Raw genomic sequence first — 22020 nt, 5'->3', positions numbered from 1 at the left:
ATAAAAATAACAATAAAAACGAAATAAAACGAAAATAAAACCATTTTAACATTGATAAAAAAACACAAATGAAATATCATTAAGTTAATAATAAAAATAAGGATGTTTAGCACATGAAAATGTTTGTAAGCGAAAGAAGAAACAAAATACTGCAGCTGCTGGATGAAAAGAAACGGGTAACTGTAAAAGAGCTGGCTGCACATATTGGAGTTTCCGAAGCTACACTGAGGACCGACTTAAATAAAATGGAAGAAGACGGACTTCTCAAAAGGACTCATGGAGGCGCCATGCTAAATGAGGATTCTGATAATGAAACAAGTTTTTCCGCAAGAGAGAAAAAAAATCGAGAGGAAAAAACAATAATAGCTGATACTGCATTTGAACTTATCGAAGAGAAACAGTGCATATTGTTGGATGCGAGCTCTACTGCCCTGGAATTAGCTCGTCACCTCAAGAATCAGCCTATCCGTTTAACAGTGGTAACAAGCGGTGTACTTACAGCTCTTGAACTAAAGGAGAATCCGGATATTACGGTTATCCTAATTGGAGGGGTTTTAACCAACCGTTCTTCTTCTATTGAAGGTACTTTAGGATTGTCTATATTAGAGCACGTTAATGTAGATATAATGTTCACCTCAGGAAATGGATTCTCCGTGGAAAACGGTTTAACGGACTTCAACCTATATGAAGTAGCTTTAAAGAAGGAATTGATAAAAAAATCGAATAAAATTGTAGCGCTTGTAGATTCATCTAAGATTGGAAAGTCTTCCAGTGCGGTTTTTGCCACTCCTGAAGAAATTGATATCTTAATTACTGACCAGGTTTCTAATGTAGCTCTTTCTACCGAATTGAAAGAACAAAATATAGAATTTATTACCCCGGTATTTAACTAGGAAACGAAGGGTTTCCTATCCCTAACGATAAAAATGAAACCGTTAACAAAAAGAGAGAGGAGATATTACAATGGAATTTAAAGGTTACGACAAAAATTTTAATATTGAAGGAAAAACAGCCATAATTACTGGCGGGGCAAGTGGAATAGGAAGAGCAATTGCTTCTTTGTATGCAGAGAAAGGAAGCAATGTTGCTATTCTGGATGTGAAGGATTATGTAATGGATGAAGCTAGAAAAATCGATCCACAGAGAGCCATCGGGATTCAATGTGATATCATGGATAATCAAAGTATCGACCATGCAATTGATGAAGTGAAAAACCGATTTGGTAATATAGATATTTTAGTGAATTCTGCTGGAGTAGTCTTACTTGATGATGCTGAGAATCTAGCCGATGATGCCTGGCAGACTACTCTTGACCTTAACTTAACAGCTTCCTTTAAAATGTGCCAGAAAGCAGGCAAAGTAATGATTGAACAAGGGCAGGGAGGAAAAATAATAAATATGGCTTCCCAAGCTGCATTAATCGCTCTAGACAATCATGTGGCTTATTCCGCAAGTAAAGCAGGAATTATCAGTATCACCAAGAGCCTGGCATACGAATGGGCACAGTTTAACATTAACGTTAACGCAATATCACCAACTGTAATCCTAACTGAATTAGGTAAAAAAGCATGGAGCGGAGAAAAAGGGGAAAAGGCCAAAAAAGAAATCCCCCTCGGCCGCTTTGGTTATCCAGAGGAGGTTGCAGCTATAGCCGTGTTTTTAGCAAGTGATGCAACGGATCTAATTACCGGAGAAAACATAGTTATTGATGGAGGTAACACTATTAAATAAACAGGAACTACTAAGTTAGCAGCCAGATTTGGCTGCTTTTTTAATGGTAGAACTCAATGTCATGCATTTCTTTAACCTGATATTGATAGACCGGACGGCCCACTCCATAAATGAGAGTTTCTTCTAGGAAATCTATCTCTTTTAAAAACTTTAAATATTTCCGAACCGAAACTCTTGAAATATCCGTATCCAGGGCAATCTCATCTGTAGAAAAGGCAGCGTCTCCTTTCGAGCGGATGACCTCAATGATGTGTTCTAAGGTGGTTTTCGTTAACCCTTTAGGTACTTGAATTTGATAACTATCCTGTCGGTCCTGCTTACTAAAAATTTGATCAAGCTCATCCTGATTTACGCTGCGTTTCTCATGGAGTACAAAGTGATGCTGTTTATATTTATTTAATGCCTCTTTAAGCCGCTCAAACTCAAAAGGTTTAATTAAATAATCAACGACACCGAGACGTAACGATTGCTGGATCTGCTCTTTTTCAGAGGCAGCCGTTATTAAGATCACATCGACCTGCTCATCCTTTTCTCTTAACTCTTTCAGAAGCTGAAGCCCATTTTTTCCCGGCATGTAAACATCGAGCAGGACTAGATCTATTTTAAATTGATCTAAATACTGATAAGCCTCCTCTACATTTGAAGCCGCATCCACTAACTGAAAACCTTCGACCTGTTCAACATACCTTTTATTTAAATCAGCCACCATTGGATCATCTTCTACAATAAGCACTTGAATCATTCTTCATTCACCTCTGCTTCATAGGGAATAATTACGGTAAATTTCGTTCCTTCTTGTAAGATTGACTCCAGTTCAAGTGATCCTTCGAGAGCATCGACACTTGCTCTCACGAGATGCAGTCCATACCCGCGGTCCTCTCCTTTTGTCGACACCCCTCTTTGAAAAATTTCTTCCTGAACTCCATTTTCAATCCCAGTTCCTGTATCGCTCAATTCAATCGTCAGCAATTCATCTACATACGACATAAAAAGGGAAATCCTTTTCTCTTCGCTCCCTGCCAGGCTTTCAATAGCATTGTCCAGCAAATTGCCGATAATCGTTACTAATTCATGGGTGACCGCTACATGTCCCGGAGCCGGGATGACGGTTTCGCAGCTTACAGACAGATCAATATTTTGTTCCCGGGCGAAGCTCAATTTACCAATCATAAACCCGGCCAGAACGGGATCCTTTATTTTATTCGTGATCGCATCTGCTTCGTGAACTTGATGATCTACGAGCTGCTTAATATACGATTTCACATCTTTAAAGGACTCCATCTCGACCATACCAAGCAGTACATGCAGCTTATTTTTAAATTCGTGCGACTGGGCTCGCAGCGACTCCGCATATAATCGAACGCCTGTCAACTGTTCTGCCAGCTGATTCACTTCGGTTTTATCCCTAAAGGTCGATATCGCACCCACTACTTCATCATTTACGATCAATGGTACACGGTTCACGATAATAGATGAACCGTTGATCACTTGTTCCTCATCCAGCTCAGCCTCCCCGGTTTCTAGAACCCGTTCCAGCATAGAATGGGGAAGATAATATGAAATGTGCAGCCCCAAGGGATCTTCAACGTGGATCCCCGCCTTCTGAAAAATTTCCCGTGCCGATTTGTTCACCAGCGTAATTTTTGCATCGGAATCTACAGCAATAATCCCTTCTCTAACGGAGTGCAGCATTCGGTTACGCTCTTCATGTATTCTTGCTATCGCCACAGGTTCTAACCCAAACAAACTTTTCTTAATATATCGAGCGAGCAGAAAAGCCCCAATTACTCCGACAAGAGCGCCAATTAAGGAGCCGATCAAAATGTTTCGGTGACTCCTTTGAAGAGAAGCTTCCACGGCATCTAAGGATATTCCTATTGATACAGCCCCCACCTGCTCTCCGTCTGTTCCATAAATCGGTGTAAAGGCTCGCACCGAATGCCCAAGCGTTCCTTCGGATATGGATATGTATTCTTCCCCGTTTAAAACCCTTTCTTCATCGCCGCCTACGAAGCTTTTTCCAATTCGTTCAGGATTAGGATGAGATTTACGAATCCCCTCCATATCCATGACTACGACGAATAGAACATCGGTCGCTTCTTGAATACTCATGGCATAATCCTGAATCGTTTCATCGTTTGCTTGATTTTGCAGACTTTCTTGAACAATCTGAGATTCTGCCACAGAGCGGGATACAATCAGCGCTTTCTCTTCAAGCTGATCACGAATATCATCGCTCGTATTTTCTGTGATGAGCAGATCAGTAATTAACAGTGAAAGTAAAACAACTAAGAGCACATAGAAAATAATCATCGTGCTCAGCTTAAATCGTGATTTGGTCATGAAATTTCTCCTGTATTCAATAAGTTGTTAAATAAAGTGTATCATTCCTTCTTCTTTATGTAGTTAGTTTACTTCATCTCTATTAGAATTAACCGCCTAAGAAACTGCCAGCATATGAAGTCATCCTTTTGGCTGCTTAAGTAAATATGACTTTAAGAAAAGATACAGAAGGTGAAAAAGAAAATATTATTGGAAGTCAGCGACACAGTAGAAATTCGCTGGCAGTCGATGACTTCTTTGATTTTAATATTCCCCCCCATACTAAATACTTTTAAAACTTGATGAATACATATAACTGAGCAAATTTTTCAGGGGAGGATAAGTATATGGCGCGGATCCCTGTCAACCAGGGCATTCAAGAGATAATTGATAAGCTTAAGTACGATCAAACTTTTAATGGTTCCTGGAACTACCCATTTGAAACAGGGGTATTAACAGATGCTTACATGATCGTTTTATTAAGGACTTTAGAAATAGAGGATAAAGAAGAATTAATTCAGGGGCTGACTTCAAGAATTCTCAGCAGGCAGGAGGATAATGGAGCATGGAAGCTTTTCCATGACGAACCAAACGGAAATTTAGCACTGAGCGTGGAGTCTTATTACGCCCTGTTGTACTCAGGGTATTTTCCAAAAACCGACACCAGACTGCGTGCTGCCAGGAAATTCATTCTGGCTAATGGAGGAATGGAAAAGGTCAATATTTATACTAAAATCATGCTGGCCATTACCGGTCAGTATAAATGGCCGACTATGTTCCCAGTTCCGGTCGAAATGATGCTTCTGCCGCTGTCGTTTCCAATTAATTTCTATCAAACCTCTGTTTATGGCCGCACCAATCTTGCACCTATTTTAATACTAGCTGAGAATAAATTTAGTAAAAAGACTGCTTTGAGCCCTGATCTTTCTGATTTATTTACGAACCGAGCGGAAGAAGAGAACTGGGAGTTCCCTGCAGAATGGCGTTCTTTATTCTCAACAATTGAAGAAGGAATCAAAAGCTTAATCGGCTTACCTTCGCAGCTTCATTCAATGGCGATGGAGCGAACCAAAAGCTATATGCTCGACCGCATTGAACCAGATGGGACATTTTACAGCTATTTCAGTTCCACTTTTTTAATGGTATTTGCCTTACTTTCACTCGGTTACTCCAGGAATGACACTCTGATTTCAAATGCTCTGGATGGCTTGATTTCGATGAAAACAACCATTCACGGGCTGCCTCATATGCAGTACACGACCGCCAATGTATGGAACACGTCTCTCATTAGTACGGCCCTGCAGCTGGCGGGAGTCCCCTCGGACGATCCCGTAATTCAAAAGGCCAATCGTTATTTGCTGGATCGCCAGCATCATAAATTTGGGGACTGGGCTGTTCATAATCCCAATGGACGGCCAGGCGGCTGGGGATTTTCCGATGTAAATACGATGAACCCTGATATCGATGACACGACTGCTTCTTTAAGATCGATAGCTGAGCAGGTTTCCATAAACTCTGATTTCCGGGGTGCATGGGATCAAGGCTTGTTCTGGTTATTCACCATGCAGAATGATGACGGGGGCTGGGCTTCCTTTGAAAAAAACATTAAAAATCCATGGGTTAGCTTACTTCCGATTGAAAAGGCTGAATTCATGTTTAGTGACCCTACTTCCGCCGACCTTACCGGGAGAACGTTAGAATTTCTAGGAAACTATACGAATCTATCACAGAACCAGAGAACGGTAAAACAAGCAGTGAAATGGATTTTGAACAATCAAAAGAAAGATGGCTCGTGGTACAGCCGCTGGGGCATCTGCTATATTAACGGCACCTGGGCCGCGGTCACCGGTCTTGCGGCTGTAGGTACTCGAGCCACGCACCCATCCATACAATCTGCTGTCAGGTGGATAAAAAGTATTCAAAACAGTGATGGCGGATGGGGGGAATCCTGTTTAAGCGACAGCCAAAAAGAATATGTTCCTCTCGGGGCCAGCACATTGACGGACACCGCCTGGGCCCTGGATATCCTGATCACAATTGAAGAGCAACCAGGTGAAGAAATACAGAAAGGAGTCGCCTATCTCCTACGGTCGATTGAAAAAGAAGATTGGACGACTGACTATCCGAAAGGGCAGGCCATGGCAGCCACGTTCTACATTCACTATCACAGCTACCGCTACATTTTCCCCTTAATCGCACTGGCTCACTATCACAATAAATTTGAATAACCGGCAATAAGCTGCCAGGATATTTTTGATTGGAAAGAATTTAGGCCTCTTTATTCATTTATGGTTCTATAAGGTCTTACCTTCTAAGCTCAATGGATTTCTTATCAATGCCCTGGTAAGACCCGGATCCACTTTACTTGTCTTTATGCTCACTGTTATCTAGAATCGTGATTTTCCGATTGCCGCTGATGACACTGCGAAGCCGACGATCCTGCTTTCTAGCTCTCCAAATGATATGAGAGAAATTCTCCGGATTAAAATGGTAATGATCAATTAAGTATTTCTCAAACTCTTCATGATCGACCTGATTATTATGTTCCTTCGCATAGTTAATCAAAATATGGGTTAATTCCTTATAAGTCATGCTTTTAGATCGGTCTGAAGAAAATGCTGACGGATCCGTAGGAAGAATATATTCGTTTTGAGATGCTTCCGGCGGCAGCTCACTCGATTCTTTTTCTATGGAGGAATGCGCCAAAAACTCCTGACGCTGTACTTTCCCATCGTTTACTGTTTCCACTAAAGAATGGAAATCCGCAGAATCATCTATGTTCTCTTCTTCTTTCCCTTCTATACGCTCGAGGCGGTCGATTAATTCCTGTTGTTCCATAGTCAGCTGCTTAATCGTTTCGCGCAGATACTTTTTCTCCTCCTGGATGTCTTCTAACCGCATACCAATCGCGTCTCTTAACGTGAACATGGTGAAAGGGCCTCCTTTGATAATTCCGATTATAGAATATCATAGCACACTGCAGAGCCGGCTTATTTGAATACTTTCTGGTTCAATAAAAATTGATAATAAAGTTGGAGGATGCGCGCAAAAGCCCTGGTTCCTCAAGGTTCACCAATCCGCAATCTTAGAAATACTTGGCTTAACGCTAAGTCCAACGGGGAAGTCACAGTTTTTCTTATACTTTAGACCTTTAACAAAGTTAAACATTATAAAAATACAAAAAAGACAATTTACCTTATTAGGTAAATCGTCTTTTCGTACGAATAGATATCTTCATTTAAATCGAATCGATTGCCTCTTTAATTGACGTCGTTCCACCTACAACCTGGAATTCTTTCCCAATCGTTTGGTTGTTTTCCAGGCTGGCGACAATGACCGAAGCCACATCTTCACGTGGAATCTCTCCTCTTTCCACTTCAACAGCTGCTGATACCTGTCCAGTCCCCTGATCATTGGTCAGCATCCCCGGGTGGATAATCGTATAATCAAGATCTGTTCTTTTCAGCCATTCATCAGCATAATGCTTGGCAGCCACATATGGTGCAAATGATGAATTGGCAGATTGAATGGCTTCTCGTCTCGTGTCGAATGAACTAATCATAATAAACCGTTTCACTCCAGCTGCTTTAGCGGCTTCGATCGTTTTCACAGCACCATCGAGGTCAATTAGGATTGTCTTATCTTTCCCCGTGCTTGGCCCGGAACCAGCTGTGAATACAGCCGCATCGACTCCTTCAGCCGCTTTGGCAATAGTCTCTATATCATCTTCCAGATCGACGACTGCCGTTTCCGCACCCAGGTTTTCAAAAAAGGAGACTTGATCCTGCTTACGGATCATGGCTTTGGCCTCAAGGCTGTCATGCTCCTGAATAAATGAAACAAGATGCTTACCGATTTGACCGTTTGCTCCAACAACGAGTACTTTCATCTTCTTCATCCTTTCTATTTTGTTTCTCTCATCTCTATAGTAAAAGGAAAAGAAGAACGATGTCTATAAACACGCTCCTGCCTTTCTAAAGTTCTCATATGGACCGTTAAACAGGACAAACTAACAAGAGACAAAAAACGATGGGGTGATCGAATGAAATTTACCGGGGAGATTCTATCGGGTGAATTTGACCAGACAACAGATGAGTTTATGCTGTATCAAGTTAAGCATCTTTCAACAACTACTGCTTTGAATCAGGAACAGTTTAATTCGATCTACAATTATTTAAGCCGTCACAAGCATGAGATGGACGGCCAAATATTAACCTTGAATGAACAAATGCTCGTCCGATTGAGCCCAGAAGAATCCGATCAATTTGTAGAGGACTTGAATCAAATCAGATCTTTGTTTCATTGATTCTTTATTTTTTAGTAGAAGTGTCAAAGAAAATCACTCTTTTTCGTTTCACCTCTGTTGATGCCACAATGAGCGTTCGGTGGTGACTCCTGGTCGATTAAAACCGGCCACGTCCTGTGGCCAACATCGACACTAGCACGTCCGATGTATCGCAGGAACAGTGAGGGCAGAAGACCCACTTGGTCAAGTGATCTTCTTGACCAAGTTAGCTGAGGCCGTGACCGCGGCAAGCATCAACCGATAAGCGATTCGTGAGAAGTAACAACCAACTTTAAAAGCAGAAAGGACTTTTTCAGTGGCCTCGGAAAAAACAGGGATTTCTCCACAAGCTAAAAGCCAATTCACCTGTCGATGAATTGGCTATTCTGCTTACACTGATCAAAACTCTTCATAAACCGCCGGATCCTGATCGTTGATTCGGCCGTCCTCACGAGTCAGCTCTGCAATCCTGCCCATTTCAGCATCCGTAAGAGAGAAATCAAAAATTGAAATGTTTTCAAGCTGCCGCTTTGGTGAGGAAGACTTAGGAATTGGGATTGCCCCTAATTGATGATGCCAGCGCAGAATAATTTGTGATATCGTCTTATTATGATGGTCCGCTATCCCTTGAAGGGTTTCATTTTGTAACACTTCGCTCGCCCGGGCTAATGGACTCCATGACTGTGTTTTGATATCATGCTCTGCGTGCCATATCCTTTGATCTTCCTGGTTAAAAAATGGATGCAACTCGATTTGATTAAGGCTTGGCTTCGTTCCCGTTTCCTTTTCCAGACGCTCCAAGTGCTCAGGCAGGAAGTTACAAACGCCAATAGAACGGATCAACCCCCATTTTTTCGCGTCAATCAACGCTTGCCACGCTTCTACATATTCATCCCGTTTAGGATTGGGCCAGTGAATTAAATATAGATCGTAATAATCCAAGTTCCCCCGATACAAAGATTCCTGGATAGCATTAACCGCTTTATCATACGTTTGATAACGTCCTGGCAATTTAGATGTAATGATTAAATCTTTTCTTGAGACCGAACTGCGGCGAATGGCTTCGCCTACTGTTCCTTCATTTTCATAATTATACGCTGTATCAATCAATCGATAACCCGTATCAATCGCGGTGTCAATCGCTTGGGCACCTGCATTTCCGTTCAGTTTATAGGTGCCGAGCCCGATAGCCGGTAAAGTAACCCCATCATTTAGAGTAATCTCTGGAATGTATGTATTCATCACTACTCACTCCTCTCAATACTAATTATAGCGTATCATTTAAATGAAAAGTTTTCCAAACAAAGCGGTTAGAATCTTTACGGTCAGGGAATATTCAAGGGGATGTGCAATTGCTGGGTCTGGATCCTGCTCCGCTTCTACTACAAGCAATAACTTATAATATAGAGGAAGACCCGATTCCCCAGCACAGGAAGAGTGGGTTTTCTTCTATAACTTTCAATGTTAAAGTCTAAGACATAAAGGGAAGAGTAATAAATGGAAATGTTCCATATTTGAAAAAAGGAGTGGAATCATGAATAACAGTCAATTCGAGAAAATCAAAGAGGGAAAAGGATTTATCGCTGCACTTGACCAGAGTGGAGGAAGTACACCTAAAGCATTAGCAGGGTATGGAGTGCCTGAAGATTCTTATTCAGGCGAGGACGAAATGTTCGATCTGGTTCACCAGATGAGAACAAGAATCATTACTTCTCCTGCATTTGACGGCGACCGTATCATCGGCGCTATTCTCTTCGAGCAGACGATGGACCGCGAGATTGATGGGAAATATACCGGGGACTATCTGGCTGAAAAAGGCGTTGTTCCTTTTCTTAAAGTAGACAAAGGATTAGCCGAGCAGGAAAACGGTGTTCAGCTTATGAAGCCGATTGACGATTTAGATGAAAAGCTGCGCCGTGCTAATGAACGAAATATCTTCGGTACGAAAATGCGCTCCGTCATCCATGAACCAAACCAAAGCGGCATTAAAGAGGTCGTTGACCAGCAATTCAAGATCGGAAAACAGATTATAGCCGCTGACCTTATCCCGATTATCGAGCCTGAAGTTAATATTCACAGTGAGGATAAGGAACAATGCGAAGAAATTCTGCGTGAAGAAATTCTTAAACACCTAAACAATTTATCAGAAGACGAAAACGTGATGCTCAAACTTACGATCCCAACGAAAGCTAATGCTTACAAAGAATTGATTGATCATCCGCGCGTTGTCCGTGTCGTCGCTCTTTCCGGAGGTTATTCCCGTGATGAGGCGAATGAGAAGCTGAAGGAAAATGAAGGACTGATCGCCAGCTTTTCCCGTGCACTGGCCTCCGACTTAAATGCCAATCAGTCTGAAAACGAGTTCGATCAAGCATTAAAGAGTGCAGTAGATACGATATACGATGCATCAGTAAATAAAAAATAAGGCCGCACAAAGGTACGCTCTATGGCGTACCTTTATTTTTTGCCCCATTTCTGCTGCAACTGCCGGATCTCTTCTTGATGAGGGATGATCTCTTTAGGGGTTTCCAAGATGAAGGGAACGTTAATTAATTGAGTCGAGGCCACCAGCTCAGCAAATTGACCTTCCTTTATATGTCCATTGTCAAAAATATTCGCATGACGATCTTTGCCTGAACCTGTACCATACCTGGAATTATTAAAGTGGATCACGGCTAAATGTTCAAAATACCCGTTCTCTACACCTTGATATTCCACTTGTGCCCAATTGTCACCGTTCCACAGACCGCTCGCGAATGCATGGCACGTATCGAAGCAGAAGCCAATCTTTTCCGGATAATCACATAACTCCCGGAGTTTCACTAATTCTTCTAAAGTTGTTCCCATTGCTCCCGGCTTCCCGGCCATGTTTTCTAAAAGGATTCTGCCTTTTCCGTCCCACTGACTGAGCACTTCATTCAGCACGTCTATCATTAATCGGTAACTCGCCAGTTGATCTTCTTTGAAAATATCTTTACCAAAGTGGACAACGACCCCGAGAGAACCGCACGCTTCAGCTATCGCCAGGTCATTGAGCAGTGAAGCGGTAACCTGTTCCCTTTTATGATCACCTGATGGTGTTAACGCGGTCGGATAGGGCGCGTGGGCGACAGATACAAGTCCATTTCGAATACAGAAGTCCTGGCAGAGCTCGGCATCCTCTCTCGTAAATGATTTCACCGATAAGCTTCTCGGGTTTTTCGGAAAATATTGAAAAGCGTCAGCATTTAGGGCCGCAGCCCGCTTAGCTGCTCCTAAGTAACCATCCCTGATCGAAACGTGACTGCCAAAAATCATTAAACCCCCTCCCTTTTATGATGGATGTAATGATGCTTAGGATTCCCTATATCCTCCAATTCATCATAAGAAAAACTTGGTTTACCGCCACACTTTATCCCTTTCCATAAAAAAACAGCCCTCCCTCTAGTGAAAGAAGACTGTGCTCCTATTAAATAAAATCTTATTGGAACAAATCAAGCAGGCGGTCCCAGAAGCCTTTTTCCTCTTCTTCTTCGGGTGGTGCTTGCTCTTCCTCCTCTTTTTTAATGCTATCTGTCTTAATCACAAACTGGACAGACTCAACTTTCTCATTCTCACCGGAGACAAAGGAGACAGGTTCCACATCTGATTTATCATATTCTTCTACCATCTGGTCAATCTCGCTCTGCATCTGTTCAGGTATGTCACTAGTGGAAGCCGCAAGTTCCCCTGTACCTTCATGCAGTTCACTTGCCCCTTGTTCGAGTTCAGTGGTTCCATCTGTCAATTCAGAGATTCCTCCGTGGATTTCCTGATAAGAATTCGCCAGCTCAGAGGCTCCGTCCGTATACTCCACCAATCCTGAGTGAAAGTCATTGTAGTGGGACGACAGATCCTGCAGTCCCTGCTGAAGTTCTTGAATGGAGTCAGCAAAGTCTACTCCTTCGAGATTTCCGCTTGCTTGATTCACCACATTAAGCAGGCGGTCACTCAGTTCACTTATAGAACCAGCGTTTGTTTCAAGAGAAGAGCTTACATCACTGAAAGCTTCTTTTTCATTCGTATAGGTTTGTTTTGCCGTTTGGGCAGACTGATAAGTTTCTACCAGCTGATTAATCACTTCTTCATCTGCCCCACTTTCATACAACGCTTCGATGTTTTCATCGGAAATATCATACCCAGGAATCGCTTCGATTGCCTGATCAAGCGCCTCATAGGCCTCTCCGAACTCATCTTTCAAGTTGGCCAAATTCGTATCGGCATCCTTAAGTCCACCGGAGAGCTGGTTTAATCCTTCTTCAAGCTCTTGCAGGTCCTCTACATTCATATCTCCTGTAGAGCTTCCAACCTGTTCACTCATTGTTGCAAGAGAGGATTGGATGGCAGCAGAGCCTTCAACCAGTTCGGTGGATCCGGTATTCAGCTCTTGAACCCCGTTGTTATATTGCGAAGAACCATCATATAAGTTGGCAGCACCATTGTTAAGTTCTGCAATCCCCTGCTTCAACTCACCAACCCCGCGGTGAATTTCAGCAGTGGCATCGGATAAGGAGCTCATATCATCTGTCATCGCTCCTGTGTCGGGAGCGTCAATTGCCATAGAAGGCGGTACTGCCGCTATTTCAATGCTTTCCATTTCCAAGTCTGTTACATCCGCGTTAATACTGAAACTGCCTTCCTTATCAGGCATCGCCATAAACGTTACCTGTCGATCCTTTCCGGCATTGGCTACCGTTCCCTCCGGCGCTTCAATATTGTCATACCGATCCGAATCAAGCGTAATCGTCATCTGTAAGAGATAATTTTCAAAGAAAAACGGGTCAGCGTCTTCATTTTTATCCGTATTGATTTGCAGCTGCAGTTCGCCGTCTTCCCCTAATAGATCTTCAGGAATCATCTCTTCCCCATCAAGCTGATAGGTAACATCAATCGTCCAGGGAAGCGGCTTATCTTCTAAATCTCCTTGATAATAAAACTCGTCTTCCTGCGCCTTCATTTGCACCCGTTCGTCTTCTTGTATAATTTCTGAAACGTTTGTTAAGTTCTGAACGTTTGTATATGGCCCATAGTCCACGATCTTGCCGGGCTCTTCAATACTGAAGTTATTAATAACGTACATTTCCTCCTGGTCACCGACAGCATTCAATGTGGAATATACCACTTCATGCTTACTTGAATAGCTGCCTTCTTCTTCAGAATTCTCCTCATCCTTTGAAGACTCGTTTTGCTCAGCTGAAACGAGAAACGAAGGCATGATGAGAAGAATTAACATGAACAGAGCGAAGATTCGTTTCATTTCCCATCACTTCTCCTTATAAAAATTCGCTTTCCACGTGGTTTTTTCAATCACCTTATCCAGGACTACGAGCAGTGCAGGCAGAAGAAATACGACCATTACAAATGCCAGCAATGCGCCTCTTCCGAGCAGTAATCCGATCGATGAAACAATCGGATTGCTCGACGTGATCCACAGAATAAACCCGACACTGGATAAGATCGAAGCCGAAATAAATATAGCAAATATCTTTTCATCTATCGTTTTCTTAATCGCCGGAACAGCTGGCATTTCTTTTCTTAAATGATAGTAATTTTCCGTAAATAGTATGCCGTAGTCGACGGTTGCGGCAAGTTGAATCGTACTGATCAGCAGGTAGCCGACATACACAAGTGATGTATCCGTAAAATAGGGAACCGATAAATTGACCCATACTGAGGCCTGAATGGTCAGCAGCAGCACCACCGGAATCGATAGGGAGCGGAAAGTGATCAGAAGGACAATAGCGACGGTAATAATTGTCAGCCAGTTCACTAACGTATTGTCATCCTGAACAATATTTTTCATATCGTACATCGTTACACTCTCACCGACTAAGTGAGTGTCATCATAATAAGTGTCGGCAATCCCCTGAACCTGTTCAATCAGTGAAAAAGCCGTGTCTCCTTCCGCTTTCGTCTCTGTATACAGCGTGATGCGTGCATAGTCTTCAGAATAGAACGCTGCGGTCATTGAATCATCTAAATAATCTGGCGGAATGGCTGTGCTGACTGTATTAACGTAAGACATAACGCTGGACACATTCTCCAGTTCTTCTAACTCATACACCAGCTCTTCCTCTTTAGCCCGATCCCCCTGCGGTACAAGCAGAACCATCGGCATATTTTGTCCGAACTCTTCCTTAATTGCCGCCTCATCCTGCCCTGCTCTCGTATTCTCCGGATGTTCTCCGTTGCCGTAGATGAAGGATGTGTTACTCTGCGCTAAAAAGGCCGGAACAATGATAACCATAACGATGAGCAGGCTCGGTATTCTCAGCTTCATGACTCGTTTTCCGACATTCTTGAAATCAGGCACGAGAGAGCGGTGCTGTGTGCGGTCAATCCAGTGGTAAAACATGAGCGTCAGTGCAGGCAGGAAGACGATCACACTAATAAAACTCAGCATAATCCCTTTTAACAAATTCAAGCCTAAATCTGCGCCAATGCCGAAATCCATAAACGTTAATGCCGTGAACCCGAAGAAAGTTGTCGACGCGCTGGCCGTAATTGCCGGAAATGAACGCTTCATCGCCAGCTGCATGGCTTCAGAAGGATCATTGACTTGCTTGCGGTAATCAGAAAAACTATGCAGAAGGAAAATCGCATAATCCAGAGACACAGCCAGCTGTAGAATAGGGGCCACGGACTGAGTGACAAAGGAAATTTCACCAATAAAAATATTCGTTCCTAAATTAATCAGTACCGAGACCCCGATCGCGATTAAAAAGAAAACAGGTTCCATCCATGAAGATGTGGATAGAATTAAGATTAATATGATAATCGGCACTAATAACGCGCCTGCGTGAAAAGACTCACTCCCCGCCATTTTTTGAGAAGTTGCCGTGTTAACCGCTTCGCCAGCTACGGCATTTTCTTCGCCAATCAGTTCGTAGATCTCATCGACTGCTTCCACTTCATCTCCTTCGAGAATCGTAATGGAGAAAAGAGCTGAATCATCAAAATAGTAAGATTCCACAGTATCCTTATTTGCAGTTTCAAGCGGTACTTTTAGATCAACCATATCATCGAGCCACGTGACTTCACTAACTCCGTCGATCGATTTTAATTCTTCTTTAAAAGCAAGTGCTTCCGTAAGCGAAACATCATGGACCATCACCCGTGCATTCTCAATTGGCTCCTCAAACTCCTCTTCCATCAAGTCCATCGACTGAATAGACGGGGAATCCTCCGGAAGATAATCAGCCATATTGTAATTAACAGATACGGCAAATTGAACAATCGTACTGATCAAAGTAAGTATTATAAATAAAATTACTATGCTTTTTCTATGCTTTATGACTTGTGATGTCCAATTAATAAGGCTTCACCTCTCTTGCAAATCCATTCCATACCCTTTATATTTTATTAGACACCGTGTTGGATATTCAACAAACAGTTTTGCAAATTCTGTAAGTTCCCCAACACATTCACCTATTTGTGTTGGGTTTTCACAGAAATGTAACAAAAAAGGAGAGCCATTAATGAACGAAAAGTTAGACCGACGGAGAAAATACACACGAAAAGTGCTGAAGGAGAGCCTTATTACCCTGCTGTCCCAGAAGCCAATAACCGACATCACGGTAAAAGAAGTGTGCGAACTCGCTGACATTAATCGTTCGACCTTCTATTCCCACTATGCCGATCATTATGACTTACTCAGCAAGATTGAAGAAGAAATCATGGAAGATATGAATCAATACTTATACAGCTGCAGCTACGAATTCGAAGAAGAATCTATTCAAATGACTGAAAAGATCCTCCAGTACGTGACAGAAAACAAACTCATGTTTCAAACCCTGCTTAACAAAGAAGCAGCCCCGTCCTTTGAGAAACGAATGATGGAATTAACCAGGCAGTTTATGATGAACAACTGGATGATGGATAACTATGGAAAAAGAGAAGAATCGAAGTATTTAAGCACTTTTGTCATCAGCGGTGCCATCCACGTTATCAAAGACTGGCTGGAGAATGATATGGACCGATCGCCGAAGGAAATGGCTGTGATGATCAACAGCTTTATTAACTATGGATTCTCATATTTGAATTAACAAAAAAACCCAAACGCAAATCATTGTTTACGTTTGGGTTTAGCTCATTATTTGACGATCTCAATAATCGCCTCTTCAATTACCGGCGTTCCTTCTTCATCTGTCCCCTGGTACGTACCGTAAACCTCTACAACATCTTCAACCATAACCTCTGCCCCATCCTCATCATTCTCTACCGCGTATGTTCCATACCCGCTTTCTTCTTTCGTTGTTACGGTAAGTACAGTTCCTTCCTCAGAAGGCTCTTCAGCAGAAACTGCTCCTTGAATGAATACCTTCTCGCCCGCTTCCACTTCCCCGGCATTGACAGATGCAAATTCAACCGGCACCGCGTCCTCTCGCAGCTGCTCTTCCAACTCCTGCTCAGAAGGTTGTTCATCTTCCTCATTATCCGTCGCGCTCGTGTCTGCAGCACACCCAATTAGAGCAGCTAAGCCAAATATAGCTAAATATTTTTTCATACATCGCCCTCCATGTCGTTAGCTTAACTTTTAAATTCTATAAAAGTAACGTGATTCCTGCGATGAAGATTGTAGACTTCTGACTGTTTTTAGCGTTGGCAGATATTTTTTTAATCATTAGAAAAGCTTAGCTTTCTGCCAAGTTCAAGGGCGGAAGTCGGTAAAAAAAGAAGGCAGGGGTTGCTGCCCAGCCTTCCTTTCACTTCTTTACTGATCTAAATCAATTACATCCGAAGAATAAATCGTAACACTCACTTGCCCGCCATCCACCCTTGCCCGGATAAGAAGCGGCTGATTATACTGATTTTTAAATGTGAAATCGGGTCCATACCAGCTCACTGTCGCGTCTCGTCCCTGAGGAACATAGGGCACTCTCTTACTATGAGAGAAACGTTCTACAATCTTTACTCCCACCTTATCCACTGAGTTAAACAGCGTTGAAGACAGCTGACAAATACCTCCGCCAATCCCCTCGGTTAATTTGCCTTTCACGATCTCCGGTGCATTTTGATATCCCTTTTCCTTTGTTCTTTTCCCCACAGCCTTATTAAAAGAAAAAATCTCGCCCGGAAATACGACATGACTATCGAGGGCTTCAGCAGCCAAACGAATATTATGAGAACGCTTTTTATTATTCGAATTAAAATAGGTGACATAATGACCGATCTGCTGAGTACGGATATCAGCAAGCAATTCACTATCGACTTTAGGGCTGATAGAAATCTTCGGCACCGAGATTGTGTCTACCTCGGCGTCATAAAGATACTGATAAAATTTCTCCATGAATTTCATTTGATATACTTTGTATCCATCCTCGCCTGGAATGATTTCCCCAGACCCGGCTATTTTGGCATTCACAGGTTCCTGGCTGATTTGGTCATCCAGCTGATCGATGAGCTGCTGAATTTTAAGCTGGTCTACAAATGGCCAACCGATGAATTCTGCTTCGAAATCCTTCCGATTCACATTAATAATTTCTTTGTTATCCTCAGTTATTGAGAGATGATCGTCATCTTTTTGTACAGAGGGTTGGACTAAGAGTAAGCATAAAGATAAAAGTGCAATTTTCATAACTGAATCCTCCTACTGCTAGTATGAGTAAAAGGGTGAATAATCATGTGGAACATCTTGTAAAATACTTACTTAGCCTGCCCAGAGTTTTTAAAGCAATTTCAAAAAACACCATAAAAAAATAAGCTGTTTTAACATGGAGATTTCTTTTAAAACAGCTCAGTTCATTCATTCAAAGTCATCTGGATTTTTTTCACTATCTTTATTTTTATTTCGATCTTCAAGAACTTCACGTTGAGGATCTACATCCTGGTTAGGATCTCTTTCTTTCTTTTTATGTTCTGGAGATTTTCCTTCTTTATGATTGTTACTCACAAGGATTCCCTCCAATCGTTTATAACTCTTTTCGGAAGTAAATTGACTCTTCTATTCAAGTCTGCCTGTTTACCACCGCGTGTTCGTTTTATTTCTGTTGTATCGTGTTTGTGCGAACAAAAAAGCAATCCCCTCCCGTGTAACTATCCAGGAGGGGATTCAATCAGGACATTAAGAAGACTTTACCCAGTAAGCTGCTTCATTCTCTGAAGGAGAAGGCGGGAACTGATCGCCTTCATTTAGATTGATTTCTGTATTGTCCTGACTGGAATTACCGTTTTGCAGCTTGTCTACTTTATACTTACCGCTTTCTGGAGCTTTTTCACCTGTTTTGTACTGTTTATTATTTGCCATGATTAAGCACCTCCGTTATAATTTAGAGAATAAATTGTTTATGCCAGTAACCAATTTATTCGACTTTTACATTTGAGTCACTGCGGCTGTAATTATGAGCTTCGGTTGGATCCGCTGCTTGAGTTACGGCCGCCTTTTTGTCCGATTTTTTCATAATGTTCTTCACCGTATTTTTCACTAGTGGTTTCCCCACCTTTTTGGCCGATGTTCTCAAAGTGTTTCTGGTCATATTCCTGGCTGGTTGTTTCGCCGCCTTTTTGACCAATTTCTTCATAGAATTCCTGGCCATGTTCTTGAGAAGTGGTTTCTCCACCTTTTTGACCGATATTCTCAAAATGTTCCTGGTCGTATTTCTGACTTACTTTCTCTCCGCCTTTTTTTCCTGCTTCTTCTACACTCATTGTGTTTCTGTTGTTGTTATTGTTCTTAGCCATGATATCTATCCTCCTTCAAATTTTTAGGGTTTTTTGATTGCTACATAAATACAAATTCTCTTTTTTCATTTAAGTTAAACTTTAAAGTATTCTCAGTTGTTCAACTGTAAAATCACCGAAATATTGGTAATTAAAAATTAATAATAATTGCCTCTTATTACCTGTTGACTTTTCTTTATCCTGGATAGTATTCATTTGCATCCTCACCACCACTGACCCCTCTTCTTATTAGTATTTCAGAATAGTATACGAAACACTAATCATTACTTTTTACCTGTCATGATTCTTAACAGGGAGACTTTAGTATGATTTGTCTGTAGGTAACCTTAAATTGTATATCTCACCTCTTCATAGCTAGTAGATGAGCTTTCATCCGAACAAATAGACTAAAAGAGGAACTATAAAAAACCACACGCAGAGTGTGGTTTGGTAGTTATTATACCGTTATAGTTTCTGGAGTGAGGGAAGCAGCTAATTCTTATAGACAGGAGTAAGAATGAGGAAAGGCTGGAACCATAGAAACTTTCTTTATCCTAATTATTCTTCCCATTTTATTCGATAAGTAGCTCCCAGCTAGATATCGATTAAGTTACTAATCCTCCATCTACGCTCAAGACGGTTCCTGTTACAAATCGAGCTTCTTCAGATGCTAGAAAAGCATAAGCATTTGCTATATCCTCAGGTTTACCTATCTCATTTAATAGAGATTTTTCCTTCATCATATTTACTATATGACTTGGCATTTCTTTCACCATATGAGTCAACACAAAACCAGGAGCTATAGAATTTACACGAATATTGTAACGCCCCAGTTCTCTAGCCCATGTTTTTGTCATCCCATTCACACCGGATTTAGAAGCAACATAATTTGTCTGGCCAAAGTTTCCATAAAGACCTACTACTGAAGAGGCATTTAATATAACGCCGCTCTTTTGCTCCTTCATTCTTAAAGCCGCTGCCTGTGTCACGAGAAATATACCTTTAAGGTTGACATCAATTACTTTGTCCCATTCTTCTTCCTTCATTTTTAATAATTGAGCATCTTGTACGATACCTGCGTTATTGACTACTATATCAATGGAACCAAAATGGTCTATAGTATATTGGATGGCCTCATCCACCGAGGATTTGTCAGATACATCTGCTGCAATTCCTTTCACCTGTCCCTCGTACTGTCTCAAATTAATCACTGTATCTTCTATTTCTTTTTTATCTAAATCAACAATAACTACTTGAGCGCCTTCTTTTAAAAATTTTATTACGGTAGCATAGCCTATCCCTTGGCATCCGCCTGTAATAACAGCTGTCTTATTTTTTAAATTCATCAATTCCACCTCGAAACTAGAGATAATTAAATAATGATTATGCGACTTACTTTGCCAGTTTTGAATCGTCTCTCATGACACTTGGATCAGTTTCATTTTTTTGTACACTAAGAATTGTTTGTTTTGTTGATTGACTTATTTCTGCTTTAAAATAAGGCTCATATGCTTCAATTGGTGATTTCTTGGTGAAAAATACAACGAGGAAAACAGAAACTAGGGAAGCTGATAAAGCAATTAGGAAAGGGTTGGTGGCATTGGACAATTGAGCGGTAATATACGAAAAAAACCCAACAAGCATCGATACATAAGCTCCAGCTCTGTTCATTCGCTTCCAATACAGCCCCAGGATGACGACAGCAAAAAACACTGCTCCAAAGCCTCCATAAACATAAGTGAAGCCCATGGCTAAGAACCAAGGTGGCGTAATTGCGCTAATCACAGCAATGACCGCAATGACAAACATCCCAATTCTAAGATTCATATTGAATTTCTTTTCGCTTATTTTCTTATTCGAAAAAATGTTTAAATAAACGTCATAGTAGACAGAAGTTGCACAATGTAAAAGCATTGAATTTGCTGAAGAGACCGCAGCGGCACATAATGCTACTAATGTTAGAGCACCAACTAAAGGCGGTGTGTACTCCTGTACGATTAACGGGATGATATAATCAGTAGTCTGATCAGCAGGTAAACTAGGAATCAAAGTCTTTGCACCCAAGCCCATAATGATTAATGGTACAAAAATTGCGATTAATACCAGAAGTGAACACATGATTTGCAATACAGCAACTTTGACATTTTTAGGAGCAAGCATTCTTGTAACCCAGTGAGGAGAAACAATAGACCCTACTGCGTTAGACATAAAAATAGCAAGCAAAGCCCCTAAACCGAATGTGCCAACCGGAGATATCATTGACCCTTCAGGTATTTCACTTCCACCTAAGTTTGTAGGTTGAGTTGTTACGGAAATGGTATCCATAATATTCCCGAAGCCTCCTGTTGCCACTAACACAGAACCTCCACCTAAAATGACACCAATAACGATTAATGTAGTATTTAATGTGTCTGTTGCTGCAACCGACCAAAATCCTCCTATGCTAGTGAAAAGCAAAAAAATTAAAAATGCGAATATCGCATACTGATATTCGAATCCAGTAATCGTGGAGAATACAATACCAAAACCAACTACCTGTAAATGAACAAATAAAAAATATCCAATAAACATGATAGCTCCTACAATTGTTCTTAAGTGACTTACCTTTTTGAAGGGTTCAAACCTTAGATGAATATACTCAGGGAAGGTGCGAGCCGGGGTTTCTGGTCTTCTGACTTTATAAGCTACTATCGGCATAAGAGCTGTGGCAAGAAACCATCCAGCTACCCATCCGATGATAGCTGAAACTCCATTGCTATAGAGATAGCCGGGAACGCCCATAACAGAAGCAACACTCACCCATGTAGCTGTAGTTGTGCCAATTCCTAATAATAGTCCCATTCGGTGGCCGCCGGTAGTAAAATCTGACATAGATTCAGCATGTCTTAGACTTCTAATTGAGGTCCATATAACGAAAGCAACATAAAAGCCAAGAACGATTAAGTAGACCATAACAGTCACTCCTCTCCCTTTTGCTTATATTGATACAATCTTCCTGTAGCGCC

At 41.6% G+C, this 22020-nt stretch carries 21 protein-coding genes; 6 read left to right on the top strand and 15 right to left on the bottom strand.

Translation table 11 applies throughout. The features are described 5' to 3' along the window. Nucleotides 1-113 precede the first annotated feature (113 nt). Both C1A12_RS15950 and C1A12_RS15945 read left to right on the top strand, forming a co-directional pair. The gene (locus tag C1A12_RS15950) at nt 114-893 is read left to right on the top strand and encodes a DeoR/GlpR family DNA-binding transcription regulator (RefSeq protein ID WP_101845390.1); all 780 of its coding nucleotides are present in this window, start codon (nt 114-116) and stop codon (nt 891-893) included. A 70-nt stretch (nt 894-963) separates the two neighbouring features. After that, complete coding sequence (locus C1A12_RS15945) at nt 964-1731, top strand: GolD/DthD family dehydrogenase (protein ID WP_101845388.1); 768 nt, start codon at nt 964-966, stop codon at nt 1729-1731. A gap of 40 nt (nt 1732-1771) precedes the next feature. Here C1A12_RS15945 and C1A12_RS15940 read toward each other — a convergent pair whose 3' ends face one another. Together C1A12_RS15940 and dcuS are read right to left on the bottom strand one after the other, a co-directional pair. After that, on the bottom strand, nt 1772-2473 hold the full coding sequence (locus C1A12_RS15940; RefSeq protein WP_101845386.1) for a response regulator: 702 nt from the start codon (nt 2471-2473) through the stop codon (nt 1772-1774). After that, on the bottom strand, nt 2470-4074 hold the full coding sequence (dcuS, locus tag C1A12_RS15935) for a DcuS/MalK family sensor histidine kinase (protein WP_101845384.1): 1605 nt from the start codon (nt 4072-4074) through the stop codon (nt 2470-2472). Before dcuS ends, C1A12_RS15940 begins: the two co-directional genes overlap by 4 nt. Nucleotides 4075-4400: 326 nt before the next feature. Between dcuS and shc the strand changes: the two genes are divergently transcribed. Beyond that, nucleotides 4401-6281, top strand: a complete 1881-nt coding sequence (gene shc, locus C1A12_RS15930; protein ID WP_101845383.1) for a squalene--hopene cyclase — start codon at nt 4401-4403, stop codon at nt 6279-6281. Nucleotides 6282-6414: 133 nt separating this feature from the next. On the opposite strand, the gene C1A12_RS15925 is transcribed toward shc, so the two are convergent. Both C1A12_RS15925 and C1A12_RS15920 read right to left on the bottom strand, forming a co-directional pair. Beyond that, nucleotides 6415-6981 (bottom strand): hypothetical protein, encoded by a 567-nt coding sequence (locus tag C1A12_RS15925; protein WP_101845382.1) that lies wholly within the window; start codon nt 6979-6981, stop codon nt 6415-6417. A 310-nt stretch (nt 6982-7291) separates the two neighbouring features. Then, nucleotides 7292-7942 carry an SDR family oxidoreductase gene (locus tag C1A12_RS15920; protein ID WP_101845381.1) on the bottom strand — a complete coding sequence of 217 codons (651 nt, stop codon included), beginning with the start codon at nt 7940-7942 and terminating at the stop codon, nt 7292-7294. A 153-nt stretch (nt 7943-8095) separates the two neighbouring features. Between C1A12_RS15920 and C1A12_RS15915 the strand changes: the two genes are divergently transcribed. Then, nucleotides 8096-8359 carry a hypothetical protein gene (locus C1A12_RS15915; RefSeq protein WP_101845379.1) on the top strand — a complete coding sequence of 88 codons (264 nt, stop codon included), beginning with the start codon at nt 8096-8098 and terminating at the stop codon, nt 8357-8359. 378 nt (nt 8360-8737) lie between these two features. On the opposite strand, the gene C1A12_RS15910 is transcribed toward C1A12_RS15915, so the two are convergent. Beyond that, nucleotides 8738-9580 (bottom strand): aldo/keto reductase, encoded by an 843-nt coding sequence (locus C1A12_RS15910; RefSeq protein WP_101845377.1) that lies wholly within the window; start codon nt 9578-9580, stop codon nt 8738-8740. A 292-nt stretch (nt 9581-9872) separates the two neighbouring features. On the opposite strand from C1A12_RS15910, the gene C1A12_RS15905 reads away from it, so the two are divergent. Next, nucleotides 9873-10763, top strand: coding sequence for a fructose bisphosphate aldolase (locus tag C1A12_RS15905; protein ID WP_101845375.1), 891 nt, complete (start codon nt 9873-9875; stop codon nt 10761-10763). 32 nt (nt 10764-10795) lie between these two features. On the opposite strand, the gene C1A12_RS15900 is transcribed toward C1A12_RS15905, so the two are convergent. From C1A12_RS15900 to C1A12_RS15890, 3 genes are all read right to left on the bottom strand, one after another. Beyond that, nucleotides 10796-11635 carry a deoxyribonuclease IV gene (locus C1A12_RS15900; RefSeq protein ID WP_101845373.1) on the bottom strand — a complete coding sequence of 280 codons (840 nt, stop codon included), beginning with the start codon at nt 11633-11635 and terminating at the stop codon, nt 10796-10798. Nucleotides 11636-11798: 163 nt separating this feature from the next. Continuing rightward, a complete protein-coding gene (locus C1A12_RS15895; protein ID WP_101845371.1) occupies nt 11799-13613 on the bottom strand; it encodes a hypothetical protein in 1815 nt (604 codons plus the stop codon). 6 nt (nt 13614-13619) lie between these two features. Then, on the bottom strand, nt 13620-15560 hold the full coding sequence (locus C1A12_RS15890) for an RND family transporter (RefSeq protein WP_235001673.1): 1941 nt from the start codon (nt 15558-15560) through the stop codon (nt 13620-13622). Between the two features lie 274 nt (nt 15561-15834). Here C1A12_RS15890 and C1A12_RS15885 point away from each other — a divergent pair, with 274 nt between their 5' ends. Continuing rightward, nucleotides 15835-16401, top strand: a complete 567-nt coding sequence (locus C1A12_RS15885; protein WP_101845369.1) for a TetR/AcrR family transcriptional regulator — start codon at nt 15835-15837, stop codon at nt 16399-16401. A gap of 47 nt (nt 16402-16448) precedes the next feature. Here the strand turns inward: C1A12_RS15885 and C1A12_RS15880 are convergent, their stop codons facing one another. The 7 genes from C1A12_RS15880 to C1A12_RS15855 form a co-directional block, all read right to left on the bottom strand. After that, a complete protein-coding gene (locus tag C1A12_RS15880) occupies nt 16449-16862 on the bottom strand; it encodes a hypothetical protein (RefSeq protein WP_101845367.1) in 414 nt (137 codons plus the stop codon). A 207-nt stretch (nt 16863-17069) separates the two neighbouring features. Then, on the bottom strand, nt 17070-17933 hold the full coding sequence (locus tag C1A12_RS15875) for a VanW family protein (protein ID WP_101845365.1): 864 nt from the start codon (nt 17931-17933) through the stop codon (nt 17070-17072). 168 nt (nt 17934-18101) lie between these two features. Further along, complete coding sequence (locus C1A12_RS21150) at nt 18102-18248, bottom strand: hypothetical protein (RefSeq protein WP_159462214.1); 147 nt, start codon at nt 18246-18248, stop codon at nt 18102-18104. 171 nt (nt 18249-18419) lie between these two features. Further along, nucleotides 18420-18602, bottom strand: coding sequence for a YjzC family protein (locus tag C1A12_RS15870; protein WP_101845363.1), 183 nt, complete (start codon nt 18600-18602; stop codon nt 18420-18422). Between the two features lie 92 nt (nt 18603-18694). After that, nucleotides 18695-19036: a hypothetical protein gene (locus C1A12_RS15865; protein ID WP_101845361.1), complete on the bottom strand. Its 342-nt coding sequence runs from the start codon at nt 19034-19036 to the stop codon at nt 18695-18697. Nucleotides 19037-19620: 584 nt separating this feature from the next. After that, entirely contained in the window at nt 19621-20361 is a 741-nt protein-coding gene (locus C1A12_RS15860; RefSeq protein WP_101845359.1) for an SDR family NAD(P)-dependent oxidoreductase, read from the bottom strand. Nucleotides 20362-20407: 46 nt separating this feature from the next. Further along, complete coding sequence (locus tag C1A12_RS15855; RefSeq protein WP_101845357.1) at nt 20408-21967, bottom strand: sodium:solute symporter; 1560 nt, start codon at nt 21965-21967, stop codon at nt 20408-20410. Between the last annotated feature and the right edge of the window lie 53 nt (nt 21968-22020).

Source organism: Halobacillus sp. Marseille-P3879 (assembly GCF_900240285.1).
Lineage (GTDB): Bacteria > Bacillota > Bacilli > Bacillales > Halobacillaceae > Halobacillus_A.
Note: the sequence above shows the minus strand (reverse complement) of the source record. Positions and strands in the feature narration are given on the sequence as shown.

What these genes read in the sequence shown, in the direction of transcription:
- C1A12_RS15890 (WP_235001673.1), bottom strand. Translation starts at nt 15,560, where the DNA reads ATGGCTGATTATCTTCCGGAGGATTCCCCGTCTATTCAGTCGATGGAC.
- C1A12_RS15950 (WP_101845390.1), top strand. Translation starts at nt 114, where the DNA reads ATGAAAATGTTTGTAAGCGAAAGAAGAAACAAAATACTGCAGCTGCTG.
- C1A12_RS15905 (WP_101845375.1), top strand. Translation starts at nt 9,873, where the DNA reads ATGAATAACAGTCAATTCGAGAAAATCAAAGAGGGAAAAGGATTTATC.
- C1A12_RS15925 (WP_101845382.1), bottom strand. Translation starts at nt 6,981, where the DNA reads ATGTTCACGTTAAGAGACGCGATTGGTATGCGGTTAGAAGACATCCAG.
- C1A12_RS15860 (WP_101845359.1), bottom strand. Translation starts at nt 20,361, where the DNA reads ATGAATTTAAAAAATAAGACAGCTGTTATTACAGGCGGATGCCAAGGG.
- dcuS (WP_101845384.1), bottom strand. Translation starts at nt 4,074, where the DNA reads ATGACCAAATCACGATTTAAGCTGAGCACGATGATTATTTTCTATGTG.
- C1A12_RS15900 (WP_101845373.1), bottom strand. Translation starts at nt 11,635, where the DNA reads ATGATTTTTGGCAGTCACGTTTCGATCAGGGATGGTTACTTAGGAGCA.
- C1A12_RS15865 (WP_101845361.1), bottom strand. Translation starts at nt 19,036, where the DNA reads ATGGCTAAGAACAATAACAACAACAGAAACACAATGAGTGTAGAAGAA.
- C1A12_RS15915 (WP_101845379.1), top strand. Translation starts at nt 8,096, where the DNA reads ATGAAATTTACCGGGGAGATTCTATCGGGTGAATTTGACCAGACAACA.
- C1A12_RS15910 (WP_101845377.1), bottom strand. Translation starts at nt 9,580, where the DNA reads ATGAATACATACATTCCAGAGATTACTCTAAATGATGGGGTTACTTTA.
- C1A12_RS15895 (WP_101845371.1), bottom strand. Translation starts at nt 13,613, where the DNA reads ATGAAACGAATCTTCGCTCTGTTCATGTTAATTCTTCTCATCATGCCT.
- C1A12_RS15945 (WP_101845388.1), top strand. Translation starts at nt 964, where the DNA reads ATGGAATTTAAAGGTTACGACAAAAATTTTAATATTGAAGGAAAAACA.
- C1A12_RS15855 (WP_101845357.1), bottom strand. Translation starts at nt 21,967, where the DNA reads ATGGTCTACTTAATCGTTCTTGGCTTTTATGTTGCTTTCGTTATATGG.
- C1A12_RS15870 (WP_101845363.1), bottom strand. Translation starts at nt 18,602, where the DNA reads ATGGCAAATAATAAACAGTACAAAACAGGTGAAAAAGCTCCAGAAAGC.
- C1A12_RS15885 (WP_101845369.1), top strand. Translation starts at nt 15,835, where the DNA reads ATGAACGAAAAGTTAGACCGACGGAGAAAATACACACGAAAAGTGCTG.
- C1A12_RS15940 (WP_101845386.1), bottom strand. Translation starts at nt 2,473, where the DNA reads ATGATTCAAGTGCTTATTGTAGAAGATGATCCAATGGTGGCTGATTTA.
- C1A12_RS15875 (WP_101845365.1), bottom strand. Translation starts at nt 17,933, where the DNA reads ATGAAAATTGCACTTTTATCTTTATGCTTACTCTTAGTCCAACCCTCT.
- C1A12_RS15880 (WP_101845367.1), bottom strand. Translation starts at nt 16,862, where the DNA reads ATGAAAAAATATTTAGCTATATTTGGCTTAGCTGCTCTAATTGGGTGT.
- C1A12_RS15920 (WP_101845381.1), bottom strand. Translation starts at nt 7,942, where the DNA reads ATGAAAGTACTCGTTGTTGGAGCAAACGGTCAAATCGGTAAGCATCTT.
- shc (WP_101845383.1), top strand. Translation starts at nt 4,401, where the DNA reads ATGGCGCGGATCCCTGTCAACCAGGGCATTCAAGAGATAATTGATAAG.